Origin of the sequence: Methylovulum miyakonense HT12 (assembly GCF_000384075.1) — a bacterium.
GTDB classification, from domain to species: domain Bacteria; phylum Pseudomonadota; class Gammaproteobacteria; order Methylococcales; family Methylomonadaceae; genus Methylovulum; species Methylovulum miyakonense.
Genome location: NZ_KB913025.1, coordinates 522489 through 539137, shown reverse-complemented (window position 1 = coordinate 539137; position 16649 = coordinate 522489). Strand labels below are relative to the sequence as shown.

The 16649-nt window shown below is 52.9% G+C and carries 13 protein-coding genes; 8 read left to right on the top strand and 5 right to left on the bottom strand.

Annotated features, from left to right (window positions below; all coding sequences use genetic code 11):
* Nucleotides 1-186 precede the first annotated feature (186 nt).
* The 6 genes from METMI_RS0102770 (at nt 187) to METMI_RS0102735 (ending at nt 10736) form a co-directional block, all read left to right on the top strand.
* Nucleotides 187-4635, top strand: a complete 4449-nt coding sequence (locus METMI_RS0102770) for an RHS repeat-associated core domain-containing protein (RefSeq protein WP_019864691.1) — start codon at nt 187-189, stop codon at nt 4633-4635.
* Nucleotides 4635-5093: a hypothetical protein gene (locus tag METMI_RS0102765; protein WP_019864690.1), complete on the top strand. Its 459-nt coding sequence runs from the start codon at nt 4635-4637 to the stop codon at nt 5091-5093. Before METMI_RS0102770 ends, METMI_RS0102765 begins: the two co-directional genes overlap by 1 nt.
* A 653-nt stretch (nt 5094-5746) precedes the next feature.
* Nucleotides 5747-6493 (top strand): M48 family metallopeptidase, encoded by a 747-nt coding sequence (locus METMI_RS0102755; RefSeq protein WP_019864687.1) that lies wholly within the window; start codon nt 5747-5749, stop codon nt 6491-6493.
* Between the two features lie 371 nt (nt 6494-6864).
* The gene (locus METMI_RS0102745; protein ID WP_019864684.1) at nt 6865-8337 is read left to right on the top strand and encodes a DUF4331 domain-containing protein; all 1473 of its coding nucleotides are present in this window, start codon (nt 6865-6867) and stop codon (nt 8335-8337) included.
* A 99-nt stretch (nt 8338-8436) separates the two neighbouring features.
* Nucleotides 8437-9612 carry a tetratricopeptide repeat protein gene (locus METMI_RS23015; RefSeq protein ID WP_040572758.1) on the top strand — a complete coding sequence of 392 codons (1176 nt, stop codon included), beginning with the start codon at nt 8437-8439 and terminating at the stop codon, nt 9610-9612.
* On the top strand, nt 9612-10736 hold the full coding sequence (locus tag METMI_RS0102735; protein WP_019864682.1) for a HupE/UreJ family protein: 1125 nt from the start codon (nt 9612-9614) through the stop codon (nt 10734-10736). The genes METMI_RS23015 and METMI_RS0102735 overlap by 1 nt, the downstream gene beginning before the upstream one ends.
* A gap of 361 nt (nt 10737-11097) precedes the next feature.
* On the opposite strand, the gene METMI_RS23010 is transcribed toward METMI_RS0102735, so the two are convergent.
* The gene (locus METMI_RS23010; RefSeq protein ID WP_019864681.1) at nt 11098-11958 is read right to left on the bottom strand and encodes a DJ-1/PfpI family protein; all 861 of its coding nucleotides are present in this window, start codon (nt 11956-11958) and stop codon (nt 11098-11100) included.
* Nucleotides 11959-12508: 550 nt separating this feature from the next.
* On the opposite strand from METMI_RS23010, the gene METMI_RS0102710 reads away from it, so the two are divergent.
* Nucleotides 12509-13051, top strand: a complete 543-nt coding sequence (locus tag METMI_RS0102710; RefSeq protein ID WP_019864678.1) for a hypothetical protein — start codon at nt 12509-12511, stop codon at nt 13049-13051.
* A 5-nt stretch (nt 13052-13056) separates the two neighbouring features.
* Nucleotides 13057-13554: a CinA family protein gene (locus METMI_RS0102705; RefSeq protein WP_040572876.1), complete on the top strand. Its 498-nt coding sequence runs from the start codon at nt 13057-13059 to the stop codon at nt 13552-13554.
* Nucleotides 13555-13596: 42 nt separating this feature from the next.
* Here METMI_RS0102705 and METMI_RS0102700 read toward each other — a convergent pair whose 3' ends face one another.
* The 4 genes from METMI_RS0102700 to METMI_RS26005 form a co-directional block, all read right to left on the bottom strand.
* Nucleotides 13597-13824, bottom strand: a complete 228-nt coding sequence (locus tag METMI_RS0102700) for a PA3496 family putative envelope integrity protein (RefSeq protein WP_019864676.1) — start codon at nt 13822-13824, stop codon at nt 13597-13599.
* A 411-nt stretch (nt 13825-14235) separates the two neighbouring features.
* A complete protein-coding gene (locus METMI_RS0102695; protein ID WP_019864675.1) occupies nt 14236-15012 on the bottom strand; it encodes an HvfC family RiPP maturation protein in 777 nt (258 codons plus the stop codon).
* Nucleotides 14993-15844 (bottom strand): HvfB family MNIO-type RiPP peptide maturase, encoded by an 852-nt coding sequence (locus METMI_RS0102690; RefSeq protein WP_019864674.1) that lies wholly within the window; start codon nt 15842-15844, stop codon nt 14993-14995. Before METMI_RS0102690 ends, METMI_RS0102695 begins: the two co-directional genes overlap by 20 nt.
* Nucleotides 15845-15926: 82 nt before the next feature.
* Nucleotides 15927-16556, bottom strand: a complete 630-nt coding sequence (locus METMI_RS26005) for a hypothetical protein (protein ID WP_019864673.1) — start codon at nt 16554-16556, stop codon at nt 15927-15929.
* Nucleotides 16557-16649 lie beyond the last annotated feature (93 nt).

Here is a 16649-nt window from a genome sequence, read left to right as displayed (position 1 = left end):
ACGGGATGTAGCAAATCAAGATACAACCAACTTGGCTTACCTACATCTGCGATTTGTGACACCCTTTATCAAGGGATTGATGACAACGGGAAGCCCTACACCGTCACCACCAAAAATCATATATCAACTGGTGCAATGTATAACTGGTATTGTCCAGTAGGCTATGTTGTCGGATGGACAGGAAAAATGCTGGCTAATGGTCTTCAGGAGTATGGGTGCTTTCCTACTAACTCTGCAACGTGTCCCGCCCCCGACACCCCCAAAAACGACGACCCGCCTCCTCCCTGCGCTGGCCTGGGCAACCCCATCAACCCGGCCACGGGCGACAAATACCAGAAAGAGGCGGACTATCAAGGCACGGGCGGGCTTAGCTTCATCCGCCATTACCACAGCTCGGCGACCGTCGCTTCCGGCAACATCGGCTCGCACTGGCGGCACAATTTCGAGAACGTCATCTACTCCGACGGCAGCACCGTCGTCCGCGTCATGCGCGCCACGGGCAGGCAGGTCGTTTACAAACCCACCGGCTCGGGTTGGGCTTCCGACCCCGACATCAACGACCGCCTAGTCCGCCGCACCGATGCCAACGGCGCGTTTATCGGCTGGAGGCTCACCACCGAAGACGACACCGAAGAAACCTATGACGCCTCCGGTAAGCTGACCAACATCAAGGCACGTGGCGGCTATACCCAAACACTGAACTACACCCCCGCACCCACCACCGCTGGATTGCCGATGGCTGGGTTGCTGGACACCGTCACCGACACTGAGAAACGCACCCTCAAGTTCAACTACGACAACCAAAGCCGCGTCAGCACCGTCACCTTGTTGGATGCCGCTGAACAGGCCACCGACATTGTTTACACCTATGGCTACGACGATGCCACCGACAACCTGACCAGCGTGACCTACCCTAGAACCGCCGCCACGGGCAACCCCAAGCGCACCTACCTGTATAACGAACATGTGGCGCCGAACGACTTTACCCAAGGCACCGACTTGCCGCACGCCCTCACTGGCATCAAAGACGAAAGGGGCATCCGCTACGCCACCTTCCGTTACCAAACCGACGGCAAAGCCATTGCCACCGAACACGCGGGAGGGGTGGATAAATACCAACTGAGCTATGGCTACCAACTTATGTTCGGCTCCCCTCGAACCGACCTACCAGAAACCACCTTCAGCACCCCCTTGGACAACAACACCTACGCCTATACCCGCCACTTCGCCACCGTCCAAGGCATGATCAAAAGCACTGGCCAAAACCAGCCGGAAGGCAAGGGTGGCACCTGCCTCGCCGCCTCCAACCAGATAGAATACGACGGCAACGGCAACGTCACCAAGCGGACGGACTTTAACGGCAACCTCACTTGTTACGCCTATGATACTGCGCGCAACCTCGAAACCGTGCGTGTTGAAGGCGTTTTATCGGGTGCCTGCCCCGACGACTTGGCAGCCTACACCCCCGCCCCGAACACCACTGAGCGCAAAATCACCACCCAATGGCACGGCTTCTGGCGGGTGCCCACCAAAAAGGCCGAACCCCAACGCATCACCGAGTGGGTATGGGGCAACCTTTACTCAACTGGCACCGACGATAAATGTGGCGCCCACGGCACCTTATGTCGGCAAACTGTGTACACCACCAATGACCGCCAAGGCACACTCGGCCTGTCCGCAGTCAAAGGTAGCGGTCGTCTGACTCTATACGGCTACAACAACTTGGGCAAGCTCACCAGCGTCAACGGCCCGCGCGGCGACACCACCGATATGACCCGGTATGCCTACTATGCCCCCAACGACACAACACTCAACAACCGTAACCAGCTGCAAAGCGTCAGCCACACCGTCTACGATGCCGCCAACCTAGTTACTGGCAGCACCTTGACCACCACTTACGGCGACTATGACGGACAGGGCCACCCGCAAACCATCACCGCCCCCAATGGTGTCGCCACCACGCTGACCTACACCCCACGCGGGCAAGTGGAAACCGTCACCACCAATAGCTCCACCACCACCTTCACTTATTATCCCAACACCCTGCCGGACAGCGTCACCAGCCCCGCTACCGGAAAGACCAGCTACGGCTACGATGCCGCCCAACGCCTGAATGGCATCACCAACGGCAATAGCGAAAGCGTCGCCTACACCCTAAACAAAGCTGGCGAACGCACCCAAGAGCTCTACAAGACCGGCGGTGCTACACCGACCACCACCCAAACCGTCAACCGCCAATTCGACAACTTCGGTAGGCTCTGGCAAGAACTGAACGCCGCCAACGAAGCCGTTTACGAACATCACTACGACCCGCAAGGCAACCTCGCCCGCACCATCGCGCATCCGGATGCCACACCCGCCCACGACCAAACCACCGATTACGCCACCTTCAACAGTAGCCAACGGCTGGGTGGCTACGATGCCCTCAACCGCCTGATCGCCCTGACCGATGCCGACAATGGCCTCACCACCACCGGCTACGACGGCCTCGACCGCACCGCCAGCGTCACCGACCCGCGCGGCAACGCCACCACCTTCGTCACCAACGGTCACGGCGACCAACTCCAGGAAGACAGCCCAGACCGGGGTCAAACCAATAACACCGCCTACGATGCCGCAGGCAACCTAAAAACCAGTGTGGACGCGCTAGGCAACACCGCCACCCTCACTTACGACAGCCTGGGCCGCCCGCTCACCGCCACTTACACTGGCGCCCCCGGCATCCTCAGCGCCAGCCACACCTATGTGTATGACAAGGACACCGATGGCAAAGGCAGCCAAGGCCAATTGGTCAAAATTACCGACCCGTCCGGCAACACCCGCTGGGATTACGACCTCCAAGGTCGGCTGAGCAGCAAAACCCAAACCACCTACGGCGTAGCTTTGACCACCCAATACGCCTATGACGATGCCCTGACCATCGACACTAACAATGACAAAATACTTGACAGCAGCACCGGACGGCTGGCCCGCCTGACTTACCCCTCCGGCCTCATCGCCATTTACGGCTACGATGCCGCCGGGCGGGTCGAAAACATCCAACTGGACACCAGCAACGACGGCAACGACAACCCCCAGCCCTTCATCGACCAAATCCGCTACTATCCTTGGGGCGGGGTCAAAACATGGCAGCTAATGGGTGTCCAGGGCCAGCCCACCGTTGTGCGCTACCAAAACCAAGACGGGCGCACCACCCAATACACTTGGTTCAACGGCGCCGCCGAACGCAAACACGTCACCTATGACCGCCTCGGCAATGTCACCCGGCTCGACGAATTCGTCATCGGCTCCACTGGCAATGTCACTGCCATCCTCAACCCGCAAGACTACAGTTATGACGCGCTCAACCGCCTGACCGATTTCACCAACATCGGCCTTGGCTTGGATCACCATTACGACTATGATGCCGCCGGCAACCGCACCCAAAAACAAATCGGCACCGCCAGCACCGTCTACCAGCCAGAACCGGACAGCAACCGCCTCAACACCGTCAGCAGCACCAGCACCGCAACCTACCGTTACGATGCCACTGGCAACCTGAAGGACAACAGCAGCGGTGCCCAATTCGGCTACGATGCGCGGGGACGCCACACCTACTTCAAGGCCAACGCAACTTCCGACGGCTATTTCTACCGCATTAACGCCCTCGGCCAACGCACGGGCAAGGACAGTGCCGCCATCACCACTGGCGGTGGGGCGCGCATCTTCGTCTACGAAGGGGTCGGCCACCTCATTGGCGAATACGACAAGAGCGGCAACCGCCTACAGGAACATGTCTGGCTGGGCGATTTACCCGTCGCCCTGATTGGCGGCGGTGGCGGAGTTTTCCCCGTCCTGCCCGACCACCTGGGCACGCCACGGCAAATCATCGACGGCAGCAAGCAAGTGCGCTGGCAATGGGACAACGTCGACCCCTTTGGCGCCAACCCGCCCGACACCAACCCGTCAGGCTTGGGTGGCTTCTACTACCCCCTCCGCCTCCCGGGGCAATACTTCGATGTGGAGACGGGCTTGTTTTACAATGTCTTCCGCAGTTATGATGCCAAGGGCGGCAGGTACACGCAGAGTGACCCGATTGGGATTGATGGGGGGTTGAACACGTTTGGCTATGTCGGGGGGAATCCGGTTAATGGGGTGGATCCGTTGGGTCTTGTTAATGTCATTCCAAATAGATTTGATCCAGATGGGTTTGCTGGTGGCGGAGGTGGATTAGGTGGCGGTAGTGCTGGTGGCGGATTAGGTGGATTAGGGGCTGCTGGTATAGGACTTGGCGGAGCAATGATTGCTGATTCATTAAATGACAAGATAAGAAGGCCTAAAACGCATGGGTGGGATGACCATATGTCAACGGAAGATTTAATACAGAAAGATAAAGAGTGGGAAAACTACAAAGGCCAATGCAATGGCTGGAGCAACCCACCTCCCCATTTGGACCTGTGTGCACAAAAACGGTGGAAAATAGACCAATTGGAACAATGTATCAACATGCGGAAAAATTGGGATGCCAAATGGCAGTACAAGGGCACAGCAGACCATCCAGGAGAAATAGCTCGATTAGAAAAAACGTTACGGGAATTAATTGACAATTACCAAAACTCTTGGAGTTGCCGTGACCAACCATTGAGGTGTGACTGATGACAGCAAATGGGACAATACAATTATGGGATGCAAAAATGCCGACCATTAAAGAATGGCCGCCTGAATCTTTAGAAGAGCAGGATGATGAGTGGGCATTTAAAGAATTGTTTGGAAAGAACGCCGATGAGGCATTGGCGCAGATCAAATTCAATCCCTTTACCTATATTGAGAATCTAGGGGTAATGCCTGCTCCCGCCTTCCGGTTTTATTTTAAGGTGTTGGTCGAGTATTTGCTGTCGAATGACCCAATAGAATATCCAGGAGCGGCAGAAGGAGTATTCGGATTAATAAAATATGACATAGAATCCGGTCAAAACAAGTCCGCAGAACTAAGGTCTTATTTGCCACCTATTTTGAGGGAAATTGCTGGTAGGCAGGGTTTTTACGATGCCGATATTGGGATATTTGGCGATTTTAAACAAAAAGCCGAAGAGATAATTCGGCTTTTGGGTTAAAAACCCGTAAGGCGCATACCGTAGCGAGTAGCGAGTAGCCCGTATGGAGTGAAACGGAATACGGGATTTTTCGGCAACGACATGCCGTATGTAATCGCACTATTCCGGCACGGGGTTTCGGAATTGAGAATTGTGTGGTTCCCCCCGTATTCTGCTATCGCTGCATACGGGCCGATCCCTTCCTTTTTACGGGATTTTCTTCCGCCATGCCGTATTGAATCAAATTGATTCGGTACAGTCGATGACCCCTCCTTGTGTCGTACCACCAAAAGCATATGAATGGTTGCGTACTGAGTGTCCGGCAAAAGGGACAGATAGAAATACATCCCCAGCTCGTTGGGGTGAGGCACGAACCCCAACACTTCGAAGGCATCAACCGTTGGGGTTCCTAACGTCACCCCAACGGGCTACGGGCTGAAGTGGGGTTGGGGGTGTTTTGCGAGTAATGGCTTGTGGCATAAAAAGATTGTATTAGCCCCAGTGGTTTCAGAACAGGCGGTTGCCTAACAAGACGACACCCATAACAAGCCGTAGGATGTGCTGAACGAAGGGAAGCGCATCATTAGTTTTGGCTATTGATGGGCTTCCTATCGTCAGCCCATCCTACCCCATTTGCTAAACTCCGTGTCCCATTCCCAATGTCTTCAAATAGCATGGCAAACCTCCCTTTCTCCTACACCGTCCGCCGCAGTGCGCGGGTTAACCGGATGCGGATTGTTGTCACTAAAGACAAAATCGAAGTGGTCGCGCCGCCTAAAGTTGCCGAAAAGCATTTGCATCAATTTGTCAGCGACAAACGCCAGTGGATTTTGGAAGCGAGTGAAAAAGTCGCCAGCAAAAATCAACAAGCCGCTTTTCCGTTGCCACTATTGTTTGCCGAAGGTGTGGGCATCCTTTTTCAGGGGCAGCATTACCCTTTGGCGGTGCTGAAGACGAAAAACAAGCGGGTAAAGATTAGTTTTACGGAAAACCTAGTCGCGCATATTCCTGATACCTTGCCAAAAGAAGCGCACAGCCAAGCGATCAAACTGGCGTTAAGCCATTTTCTCAAGCAACAAACCAAACAGCGGGTGGAACAGCTCGTCCACGTCCATGAGGCAAAAAAACAATTGATTCCCCGCGCCGTCATCATCAAAACCCAAAAAAGCCGTTGGGGCAGTTGCGGCATCCATAACGACATCAACATCAACTGGTTGCTGATGCTGGCGCCGCCTGAGGTGTTGGAATATGTCGTAGTGCATGAGCTCTGCCATCTCAAGGAGCGCAACCATTCGGCACGGTTTTGGGCGTTGGTTGGCGAACATTTGCCGCACTATCAACAGCAACGGCGATGGTTGAAACAGTACGGCGGGGAATTGATGCATTATGGTTTGGGGCTGGTGCAAAGCGGTTTTTCATAGGGAAATGGGCACAAATGACAGTGCCTATTCCCCCCAGTCAATTTTTAGGATCCGCACCGCAAAAAAGCCATGGCGGGCAAACCGCTTGCCCCTACGAAAGCCCGCCTGTTCAACATTGGCTAAATACCTAGGTATCCCCTTGTTGCCTGCCATTTACAGAATACCAGCGGTCTTTACAAAATAGTGTCCCCAGGCATCCTCTGCCTGGAGAAACCTAGTCGGGCGCTCCAATATCTAAAAATCTAAAAAATTTTCATCTTATTGCATCCATTTTTGCAAGCTCTCCGTATCCATAAATGCAATTTCAAACCATAGAAATTGCTGCCGATTTATCAAATTTAATCCCGTCCTGATTAAAAAGAGAGACTACTATGAAAATGATGCCTAAATTATTGGTTGCTTCGATTGTTGCCGCGTTGCCTGCCCTCAGTTTTGCCGCTAGCCACCGCGAGGCCCCTGCCATTGCTTTTGACCCTGCCGCCGATATTACCGACGTTTATGCCTTCCGCAGTTGGGAAGACCCCAAAAAACTGGTTTTTATTATGAACGTGCTGCCTGGGCAAGAGCCCAGTGCAGGGCCCAATTATTATAATTTTGATGACCATGTGGCTTATGACATCAACCTTGATACCAATAAGGATGGCAAAGCCGATGATATTGTTTACCGGGTGCAATTTAAAACTGAACTGCGCGCACCGTTTACTGATTTGCCGATTGTTTATGGCGGTGTCGACACCGTTGCCGGTTTGCCGCCAGCGATCCGGGGGTTGGATGGGGCGGATTCGGTAGGTTTAGGCCTGCGCCAAACCTACACCGTCACTGAAATTAAAGGCACCTTATCACGCGAATTGGGCACCGGCACGTTGGTGGCGGTCCCGTCCAACATAGGCCCGCGCACCATGCCTGATTATCAGGACTTAAGCGAGCAAGGCATTTATCCTTTAGTGAATGGCGGGCGGGTGTTCGCCGGCCAGCGTGACGAGTCGTTTTATATTGATTTGGGGGCGACTTTTGACACCTTAAATTTTCGTGCCCCGCCCATCTTAACGGCCGACCAAGATGGCAACGATTTCGCCAACCCTTTTGGCAATGACATGTTCTCAGGTTTTAATGTCAATTCGATTGCCATTGAAGTGCCTATCAGTGAAGTGACCTCGGATGCGGCCGCTGTCATCGGCATGTATGCGTCAACTAGCCGTCCACGCTACAAAACCATTAACAGCCTCGGTCAAGCGGTTTACTCCGGTGCTTTCGTCCAAGTGGCGCGTATGGCTAACCCTTTAGTCAATGAAGTCATCATCGGTGCTGGTAAAAAAGACTTATGGAATGCCACCAAGCCGTATAAAGAGGCGCAATTTTTGGATTATTACCTCAATCCCCGCCTAACCGGCCTGATCAATACGGCATTCGGTACGGCTTTCCCTACGACCGGACGGACTGATTTAGTGGCGGCCTTGCTGAAGTATCCAGGGCAAAACCCTGCCAAATGCACCGTGACAAACCCCTGTTCTGATTTGTTACGCCTGAATGTGGGTGTAAAACCCGCCTTGCCTGCCGTGCAAAAACGGTTGACGGTACTGGCTGGCGATAACGCCGGTTTTCCGAATGGCCGCCGCCCTAATGATGATGTGACGGATATTGCTTTGCGTGTGGTGTCCGGAGCTTTGTTAGGCCTTCCGGTGCCAAAATTGGGTGACGGTGTCAATTATAATATCGGCGCCAAAGGCATTAATTTGACCAAAAACGGCATTTACAAAGTGTTCCCGTTTTTACCCAAGCCTCATGATGGCCGTAACCGCAGGCATATCGATTGCAACGAAGGAGGTGCCAAGCCTTGTAATTGATTTAGGGTTCGCCCATTCCCGCAGCAACTCGCGGGAATGGGTGGTTTTTAATCCCCAACGCCCCGCCGTTTTTTTATCATTTTCCTGCCGGGTTTAGCCATGCCAAGATTATCTGCCCTTGCTTGGGCCATGCTGTTCTGGATGTTGTCAGGCACCAGTCTGGCGGCGCCGTATATCCCCAAGTCTTCCGATGAGGTGCTGGAGCAATTGCCAGCCCTTAACAACCCGGCTGATCTGGAACTGAGGTTGTTGCAGCGCCAGCTCAATGCCAATCCCGACAATCTGCCTTTAGCAACCGAGGTCGCCACCCGCTTATTGGAATCCGCCCGAACCGAGGCCGACCCGCGTTATTACGGTTATGCCGAAGCGGCGGTGAAAACCTGGTGGCGGCAAGCCCAACCGCCTGTTGAGGTGTTGATGGTACGGGCGACCATCCGGCAACATCGGCATGATTTTAATGGCGCATTACAGGATTTGCAGGACGTGCTCGCCAACAGGCCAAGCAACGCCCAAGCCTGGTTGGCCCAAGCTGTGATCCAAACGGTGCGCGGCGACTATGAAGCGTCACTGCGTAGTTGCGCGATGCTTAAACGCTTGGGCGCGACTTTGCCGGCTACGGCCTGTCTGGCTAACGCCGCCAGCCTGAGTGGTTCAGGTCGGCAAGCGTACCCATTATTGCAGGAAGCCCTTGCCAATACGGCGGAAACCGATGTGCAAACTAGGCTCTGGACGCTGACGGTGTTGGCTGAAATCGCCGCCCGCTTAGGCGATGACCGGAACGCCAAGGCGCATTTTTTACAGGCGATGGCTTTGCAGCGGCGTGATGCCTATCTGTTAAGCGCCTATAGCGATTTTTTGCTGGACCAGCACCGCCCCGCAGAGGTGCTGGCCTTGCTGAAGGACGATACCCGCCCTGATGGCCTGTTATTGCGTTTGGCTTTAGCCGAACAAGCCACCGGCTCCAAGCTATTGCCGCAACATATCGGCGAGTTGCAACGCCGGATAGACGCTTATCGGCTACGGGGTGAAAACATCCATCAACGGGAAGAGGCGCGCTTTAATTTAGTGCTTGCCAAACAACCGGAAACCGCGCTGCGGTTGGCTTTGGAGAACTGGCAAGTACAACACGAACCGTGGGATGCCCGATTGGTGCTGGAAGCCGCATTGGCATCCGGCAAGCCTGCGGCGGCCCATCCCGTATTGGCCTGGTTAAACCAAACCAAGCTGCAAGACAGGCAATTGCAACCCTTTCTTGCCAAACTGGAGGCACGCTGATGCGCATTTTACTGGTGATTTGTTTGGGGCTATTGGCGATGCCCGTTTCGGCCCATAAGCCTAGCGACAGTTATTTGTCGATAAGCCGCCAGGAACAGGCTATCAGCGGGCAATGGGATATTGCCTTGCGCGACCTCAATTATGCATTGGGTTTGGATGATGATGGCGACAGCCGGATTACCTGGGGCGAATTGCAACGGCATCAGGCACAGATAGACGCTTATGCGTTTGCGCATTTAGCTATCAACGCCAACCATCAGGCTTGCACCCTTGAACCTGTCAACCATCAGGTGGACAAGCACACCGACGGGGCCTATGCCGTGCTGCAGTTTTCCGTTGTTTGCCCGGTGACGGCGCGGGTTTTAGGGGTGGATTACCGTTTGTTTTTTGACCTTGACCCGTCGCACCGGGGCTTGCTGCGCTTACAAAACCAAGGGCAAACCCAAACGGCCGTGTTAAGCCCGGATCAGCCGCTACGTGAGCTACAGTTGGGGCAGCCATCAAACTGGCGCGCGTTCAGTGAGTTTGCCCAAGAAGGGGTCTGGCATATCTGGATAGGCTATGACCACATCCTGTTCCTGGTCAGCCTGCTACTGCCCGCCGTATTGTGGCGTGCGGATAGCCGTTGGCAGCCCGTCAGGCAGTTCCGCACCGCGTTTATCGAAGTTGCCAAGATTGTCACCGCGTTTACCTTGGCGCATTCCATCACCTTAAGTTTGGCGACCTTGCAATTCCTTAATTTGCCATCGCGTTGGGTGGAATCCGCGATAGCTGCCTCGGTGCTGCTGGCGGCATTGAACAATATCTACCCTTTGGTCATTAAGCGCATTTGGCTGATGGCCTTTGGTTTCGGTTTGGTCCATGGTTTGGGTTTCGCCAGTGTGCTGGCTGATTTAGGCTTGCCCACCGGTGCCTTGGCGCTGGCTTTGGTCGGTTTTAATTTGGGTGTGGAGGCCGGGCAGTTTGCGATAGTCGGTGTGTTTCTGCCGCTGGCTTTTTACCTGCGCCAGACTTGGTGTTACCAGCGCCTGACGTTTGGCCTGGGCTCTTGGCTAATCGCCAGCATTGCCCTGTTTTGGTTGCTTGATAGGAGTTTGGATTTGGGTTGGGGGCAATTCAACTGATTTGGCTATGTCACCGTTAATTGTTGAAGAAATTTTATTTTCTGTGAAAAGCCTTATTTCATGCGGATTGTAGTTTTTGCTTAAAGCCGCGTCGTTTAAGGCTTCCATAATTAACGGTGACATAGCCACTGATTTTGATCCGGATACCGTGTTTAGTGGCCAAAGCCGGTCAAGCTAATGATTGGGTAAGGCGGTTTGCTATTGGCCTGGCGACTCAGGCAAACTGCGCTTGCCGGCGGTGTTTTTCCTAGGTTGTTTCATGGGGCTTTGCTGGACGTGATGCCCGTGTAACCCGTTGGCCTTGCCAATGTGGCCTGTATCCCGCGATAGCCGGATACAGGCCATTATTTGAGGGCCCCGTCTATTGGATGGGTATCTGTTTTACGGCATTGGCCAGATCGTAAAAGTCGTACATATATTGCATTCCATCAAACACGGCAGGTTCTGTCTTTTCGGGTGAGCCGCCACGGACCGGGGCATCCGGGTCATATTGGAGATCCAGCATCACGGCTTGGGTATAGTCTTCGCCGTTATTAAGGTCGTTGGCAAAAACTTTTTTGACAATGGCGAGGGCCATGTCAATACCCGCCGTGACCCCATTGGCGGTTATCAGCTTGCCGTCAAAAATATAACGGTGGCTGGGTTTGGGTGTCGCCCCGAAATGCGTAAGCAACTCGTCCGTCCGATACCAGTTGCTGGTGGCTTGTTTCCCTTGCAGCAAACCCGCCGCCCCAAGAATCCAGGAACCCGTGCAAACGCTGGTCGTGTAGATGGTTTTTTGATGGACTGCTTTGATCCAGTTAAGCACCTCGGCGTTTTTGGCCATTTGGATGGTCTCAAACGCGCCGCCAGGCACCACCAACACTTCAAGGTCATGGGTGTTGGCTATTGTCCTATTGGCCGCGATTTTTAGTCCGTTGTTAAAAGTGATGTCCCTTTTGTATTTGCCCGTTTCGTTTTTGCTGGCGGAAATGAGTTGCGGCTTCAATCCAGCTGAACTGAACACTTGAAAAGGCCCCAAAGCATCAATGGAATTGGCGCCATCATAAACAAGTATGCCGATGCCGCCTGATTTATAGGTTTTGTTGTCAGAGCCGCCATAAGTGGGCTTGATGTTGGGTTCGGGGACTAAAGACGTGAGCTGATGGATATCCAAATGCTCCGCCGCCGCAATGGAGGACAGTAAAAATGCAGTGAAAAAAAGTAACGTCCGAAATAACATGGTTTTTCCTTGAGGTCAGGTTACGGGATTTTATGCCGTTTTAGCGTGGCAAAAACAACGGGATTAAATGGGCCCCTTACGGCTAGCCAGAGAGGAGGGCTGTCAATCCACAATCCGTGGCCATATAAGGGCATCATCTTCGGTGCGGCCGATTGTCGGATGCCACGATAAGTCGGCCCACCACAGAAATTGGGGTTTAAGGTTTTGCATGACCAGCATTTGTAAACATCCCAAGCCCATGGCGTTGCCTGAGGCAAACCGAAAATCCGACCGCTAAGCATAAAAGGCAATAAACGCACCATATATATAACCCACTGGTTTACCTAATGATTTAGGCTAAGCATTGGTTTGTTATAGGGGATGTTTGTGTGATATGGCTTATAAATACCCCGTTAACTGTGTCATATGGCTTATGCCAATTTTTCAGCCAGCAATGTGTAAGGTGGGCAAGCGTCAGTGATGTGGGCAGGTTCTAGGTCTGGCATAATCCCTTGCAAATCCGCAAAAAACATGATTAAAAGGCGGCTCATGCAATTTTACGGAGTTTATTATGAACACCCCGATTACTTGGCGCGGCATCAAGCTGCATCATATCTCCATGCTGTTGGCCTTGGGTATTGCGTCAATTATCACGGCTTGCGAGAAAAACACGCCGCATACCGTAGCCATCCAACAGGGCACTAAAAAATTCCTTAGCGCGACGGTGTTGCAAGGCACGGTCAGTGACAAAAATGGCACGGTGAAGGCAGGCAGCGTTGAACTGAACGATGCGCAAAACCGCCTGCTTCTCAGTGCCGTCTTAGATAACGGGCGCTACCGGTTAGAGGTGCCTGAAAATACCCCGTTGCCAGTGATTCTCAACGTTTCTGCCACAACCGGGCCGCTGCTTGCTGCGGTGGTTGATCCGTCCATCAACACCTACGACATTAATCCTTTAACCACTGCAATTGCCAAAAAAGCCCAAGCCTTAGGCGGCTATACCCGCGCCAATATGGTGGTCGCCGCCGAGAGCATGATTAACGCGCCTGATGCGAATAAAACCTCAACCGGATTTCGTGGCGACCCGACCACACAATACGGTGGTTGGCACTAATGGATATGGACGGGCATTTGCTGGAATTGGCCGGGCGGCTCGGCCAATTTTTGTCCGGGCAAGGCGCGGTTATCGTGACGGCCGAATCGTGTACGGGGGGCTGGATTGCGCAAACCATCACCGAAATTCCCGGCAGTTCGGCATGGTTTGACCGTGGCTTTGTGACCTATAGCAATTTAGCGAAAGTGGAAATGTTGGGTGTCAACCCGCAAACGCTTGAACGTTATGGGGCGGTGAGCAAAGAGACGGCAACGGAAATGGTGGCGGGGGCATTAGCGCGTAGCGATGCCGATATTGCCATTGCCGTTACCGGAGTTGCAGGGCCAGATGGCGGAACACCTGACAAACCCGTTGGTACGGTGTTTATTGCATGGACAAATAAGGGGGGAGGCCTTAGGGTTGCCAAAAAGCAATTTTCTGGGGATCGGCATCAGATTAGGGCGCAAACGGTGAAAATTGCTCTTGAAGGCGTGTTTCAATGGGGAGGTTTCAGCAATACGTAGGGGGTATGCTTTAAAAGGCTTTAAATTGATGGCTTATAACAGTCAGAAACCAAATTCTGATTCGTCAAAATCTTCGAATTGTTCCCTAAGTTGTTTCTTTTCCCAGTAAATTTCAATTTTCCTGCGCGCGTCCCTTTTAATGGTCTCTTTTTCAAGGCTTTCAGGTAAAGATACAAAATCGGCATCAAAAATATCATCATCATCTTGATCGGGTTCGGTGGTGCTGGGGGCACCGGTTTTAGCGGGTGATTTAGTCGAGGTTTTAGTCATTTTAATTCCTGTGTAATAAAAGCGTTATTAAAATCTTATTATGTAGACTTGTAAATCAAAAATTATTATTGACACTGTGAAAATTAATAAACTGGTTTTCCGGTGGTTTAGGGGGCATTTTAGTGTTTTTGTGCCGGTATTGGGTTAAGCCGCTTGAAATTGACAAAACCAGGGCCGCTAAGTTGCAACAACACGTCAATAGGCCCAGAAGAAGGCTGTAACCCGGCGGGCGGGTTCAAGTTGACGCGCCCTGGTGTGATCGGATAAAGGGGTATGGGTTTGTCCTGGACTGTACGGGGTCTGGTGTGTCCGGGGGCGCGGAAGAAGGCAAATTCGGTAACGGTTAACGTAGCGCCCTATCACAGCTGGCCTATGGGCGATGGCCACGCAATGTGGCGATAATAGTGCGGGTCAACCCTCGACGGCGATGATCGCCTTTTCCGCCAAGCCTTCCAGAATCTGCAGGCCAGCGGTGACAATCATCTCCGGCTGGGGGTGCTGCATTTCTGTGGCGATTTGCTGTAAGCAGTCCGTGGCAAGCGATTGGCCATTGCCTTGCAAAATTTCCAATAGGCGGTAGGTCATTGGGGTTATTTCAAGGAACTGGACATCATCTTCCGGGTTACGGTAGACGATCAGAAAAGTCGGTTGTGCGGGCGGTTCAGTGGGTAAGAACGACGGGGCGATCTTATGTACGGGATATTGGTAGGCCAAAGGCCAAGCGACTGGCGACAAGCTGATCCTATGCCCGGCTAAATTGTCTGGCGGCAAACTGTTGGCGGGCGTCACTTCTTTGGCAATGGCAACGGCCATTTCCACCCATTCGTAATGCGCAAGTTCCAGCATAAAGGGAAAATCATCGGCGTTATCGCGTTCGTTTTGCAGGTAGGCCAAGAATTCTTCAGGTATTTCGGAAAAATACGGCGAACTGCACGCATGCCGGGCGAAAAAATCCCGTGCCAACGCTTCCCATTGGGCATCATCAATGATTTGCCGAAGCACCGGGAAATTGCTGGCCAAAAAATTATTGATGTTATTGAATAAAAGTTCCCGGTACATATCAATGCGCGGAAGCCTTACGTCAGCGGGTGCGGGATTGTGTCCGGGGTCGCGGATGTAAGCGACAAATTCGCGTTGTTTGGCGGCAAAATTGGCTTTCATCACGGTGTTAGGCGGATTGTTGGGCATGGTGTTGTTGCCATGCGTTTTGTATGGATTTGATGGTGTTGACTTCGCGGACCAGTTCCGCCATTTCGGGGATATTGAAGTCACGTTCCAGCAAGGTCGGGAACACGCCGTGCCATTCGTAGGCTTTGCCCAGCAGCTTCCAGACGGGGTCGATAATTTCCGCGCCGTGGGTGTCCACCAAAAAATCATCGGCTTCGACATAATGCCCGGCAATATGGGCATAGACAATGCGTTGCGCCGGGATGGCCTTAAGGAAGGCTTCGGGGTCGTAGCCGTGATTGACGCTATTGACGTAAATATTGTTCACGTCCAGCAGGACATCACAATCCGCTTCTTGCACGACGGCGTTGAAAAAGTCCAGCTCGGTCATTTCTTGGCCAGGGGCGGCGTAATACGAGACGTTTTCGATGGCAATTTTTTGCTCAAGGATGTCCTGCACCCGTTTGATCCGTGCGGCGACATGGCTGACGGCTTCTGAGGTAAACGGGATCGGCAGCAAATCGTACAGATGCCCGTCTTGGCTGCAATAACTCAGATGCTCGCTGTAGAGTTTCATCTGGTGTTCGTGCATAAAATCTTTGACGGCGCGGACGAACGTTTCATCCAGCGGGTCGGTGCTGCCTAAGGATAATGACAGGCCATGGCACACAAAGGGGAAGCGTTCGGTCATGGCCCGGAACTGTTTGCCGAGTTTGCCGCCCATGGTGATCCAATTTTCGGGCGCGACTTCGTAGAAATCAACAGCCGAGGGTGGCGTTTCGATCACTTGGCCCAAGAAGCTGCGGCGTAAACCTAAACCCGCCCCGTTAAGGCGTTGTTGTATTGTGTCCATAAGAACACCTGTGCAATAGTAAAAGAAAAGGAGGATATAAAGTTATATCCTCCTGATTTAACTGTGGTTTAAACAGTAAGCCTTATTTTTTGGCTGGAGCTGGGACGGCAGCGGCTGGAGCGGCAGGTTTTACAGTAGCCGCGCAAGCGCCTTCTTTGCCTTTCATCATTTCAGAACAACCTTGCATGGCTTCGCCGCAACCTTTCATTTGCGCACCACAATTGCCTTCTTTAGCTTTTACTGCGGCACAGTTTTTCATGGCCTCACCGCATTGCGCGCCACATTTGCCTTCGGGCATTTTCATGCCGGCACCACAAGCGCCTTCTTTGCCTTTCATGCTTTCGCCTTTCATCATTTCACCGCAAGCACCTTCTTTGCCTTTCATCATGGCGCCGCAAGCGGATTCCATGCCTTTTTTCATTTTGTCGCCATCCATCATGTCGCCGCATTTGCCTTCAGTGGCTTTTGCTGCGGTTTTGGCTGGTGTCTTGGCACCGGCACAAGCGCCTTCGGCGGTTTTTGCCGCACCGCCCATGTTCATGGAGGCGCCACATTTCATTTCCGGGGCTTTGGCTTCAGCAACTTGCATATAGCCTGATGATAATTCTGTCATGCCGAACGGGTTGGCTTCAGCATTCGCAGTGGCTGAAAAAGATGACATGATCGCTACGCCCATGGCGGCGATTAATGGGGATTTATTATTTGTTTTCATGGTGTGTCTTCCTAATAAAGTGTGTTGCGTGGGTAAAACGACACGGGCTTCGTATCGCAGGGTGCATGTCCAAGCAGTGCCGAACACGCGGTA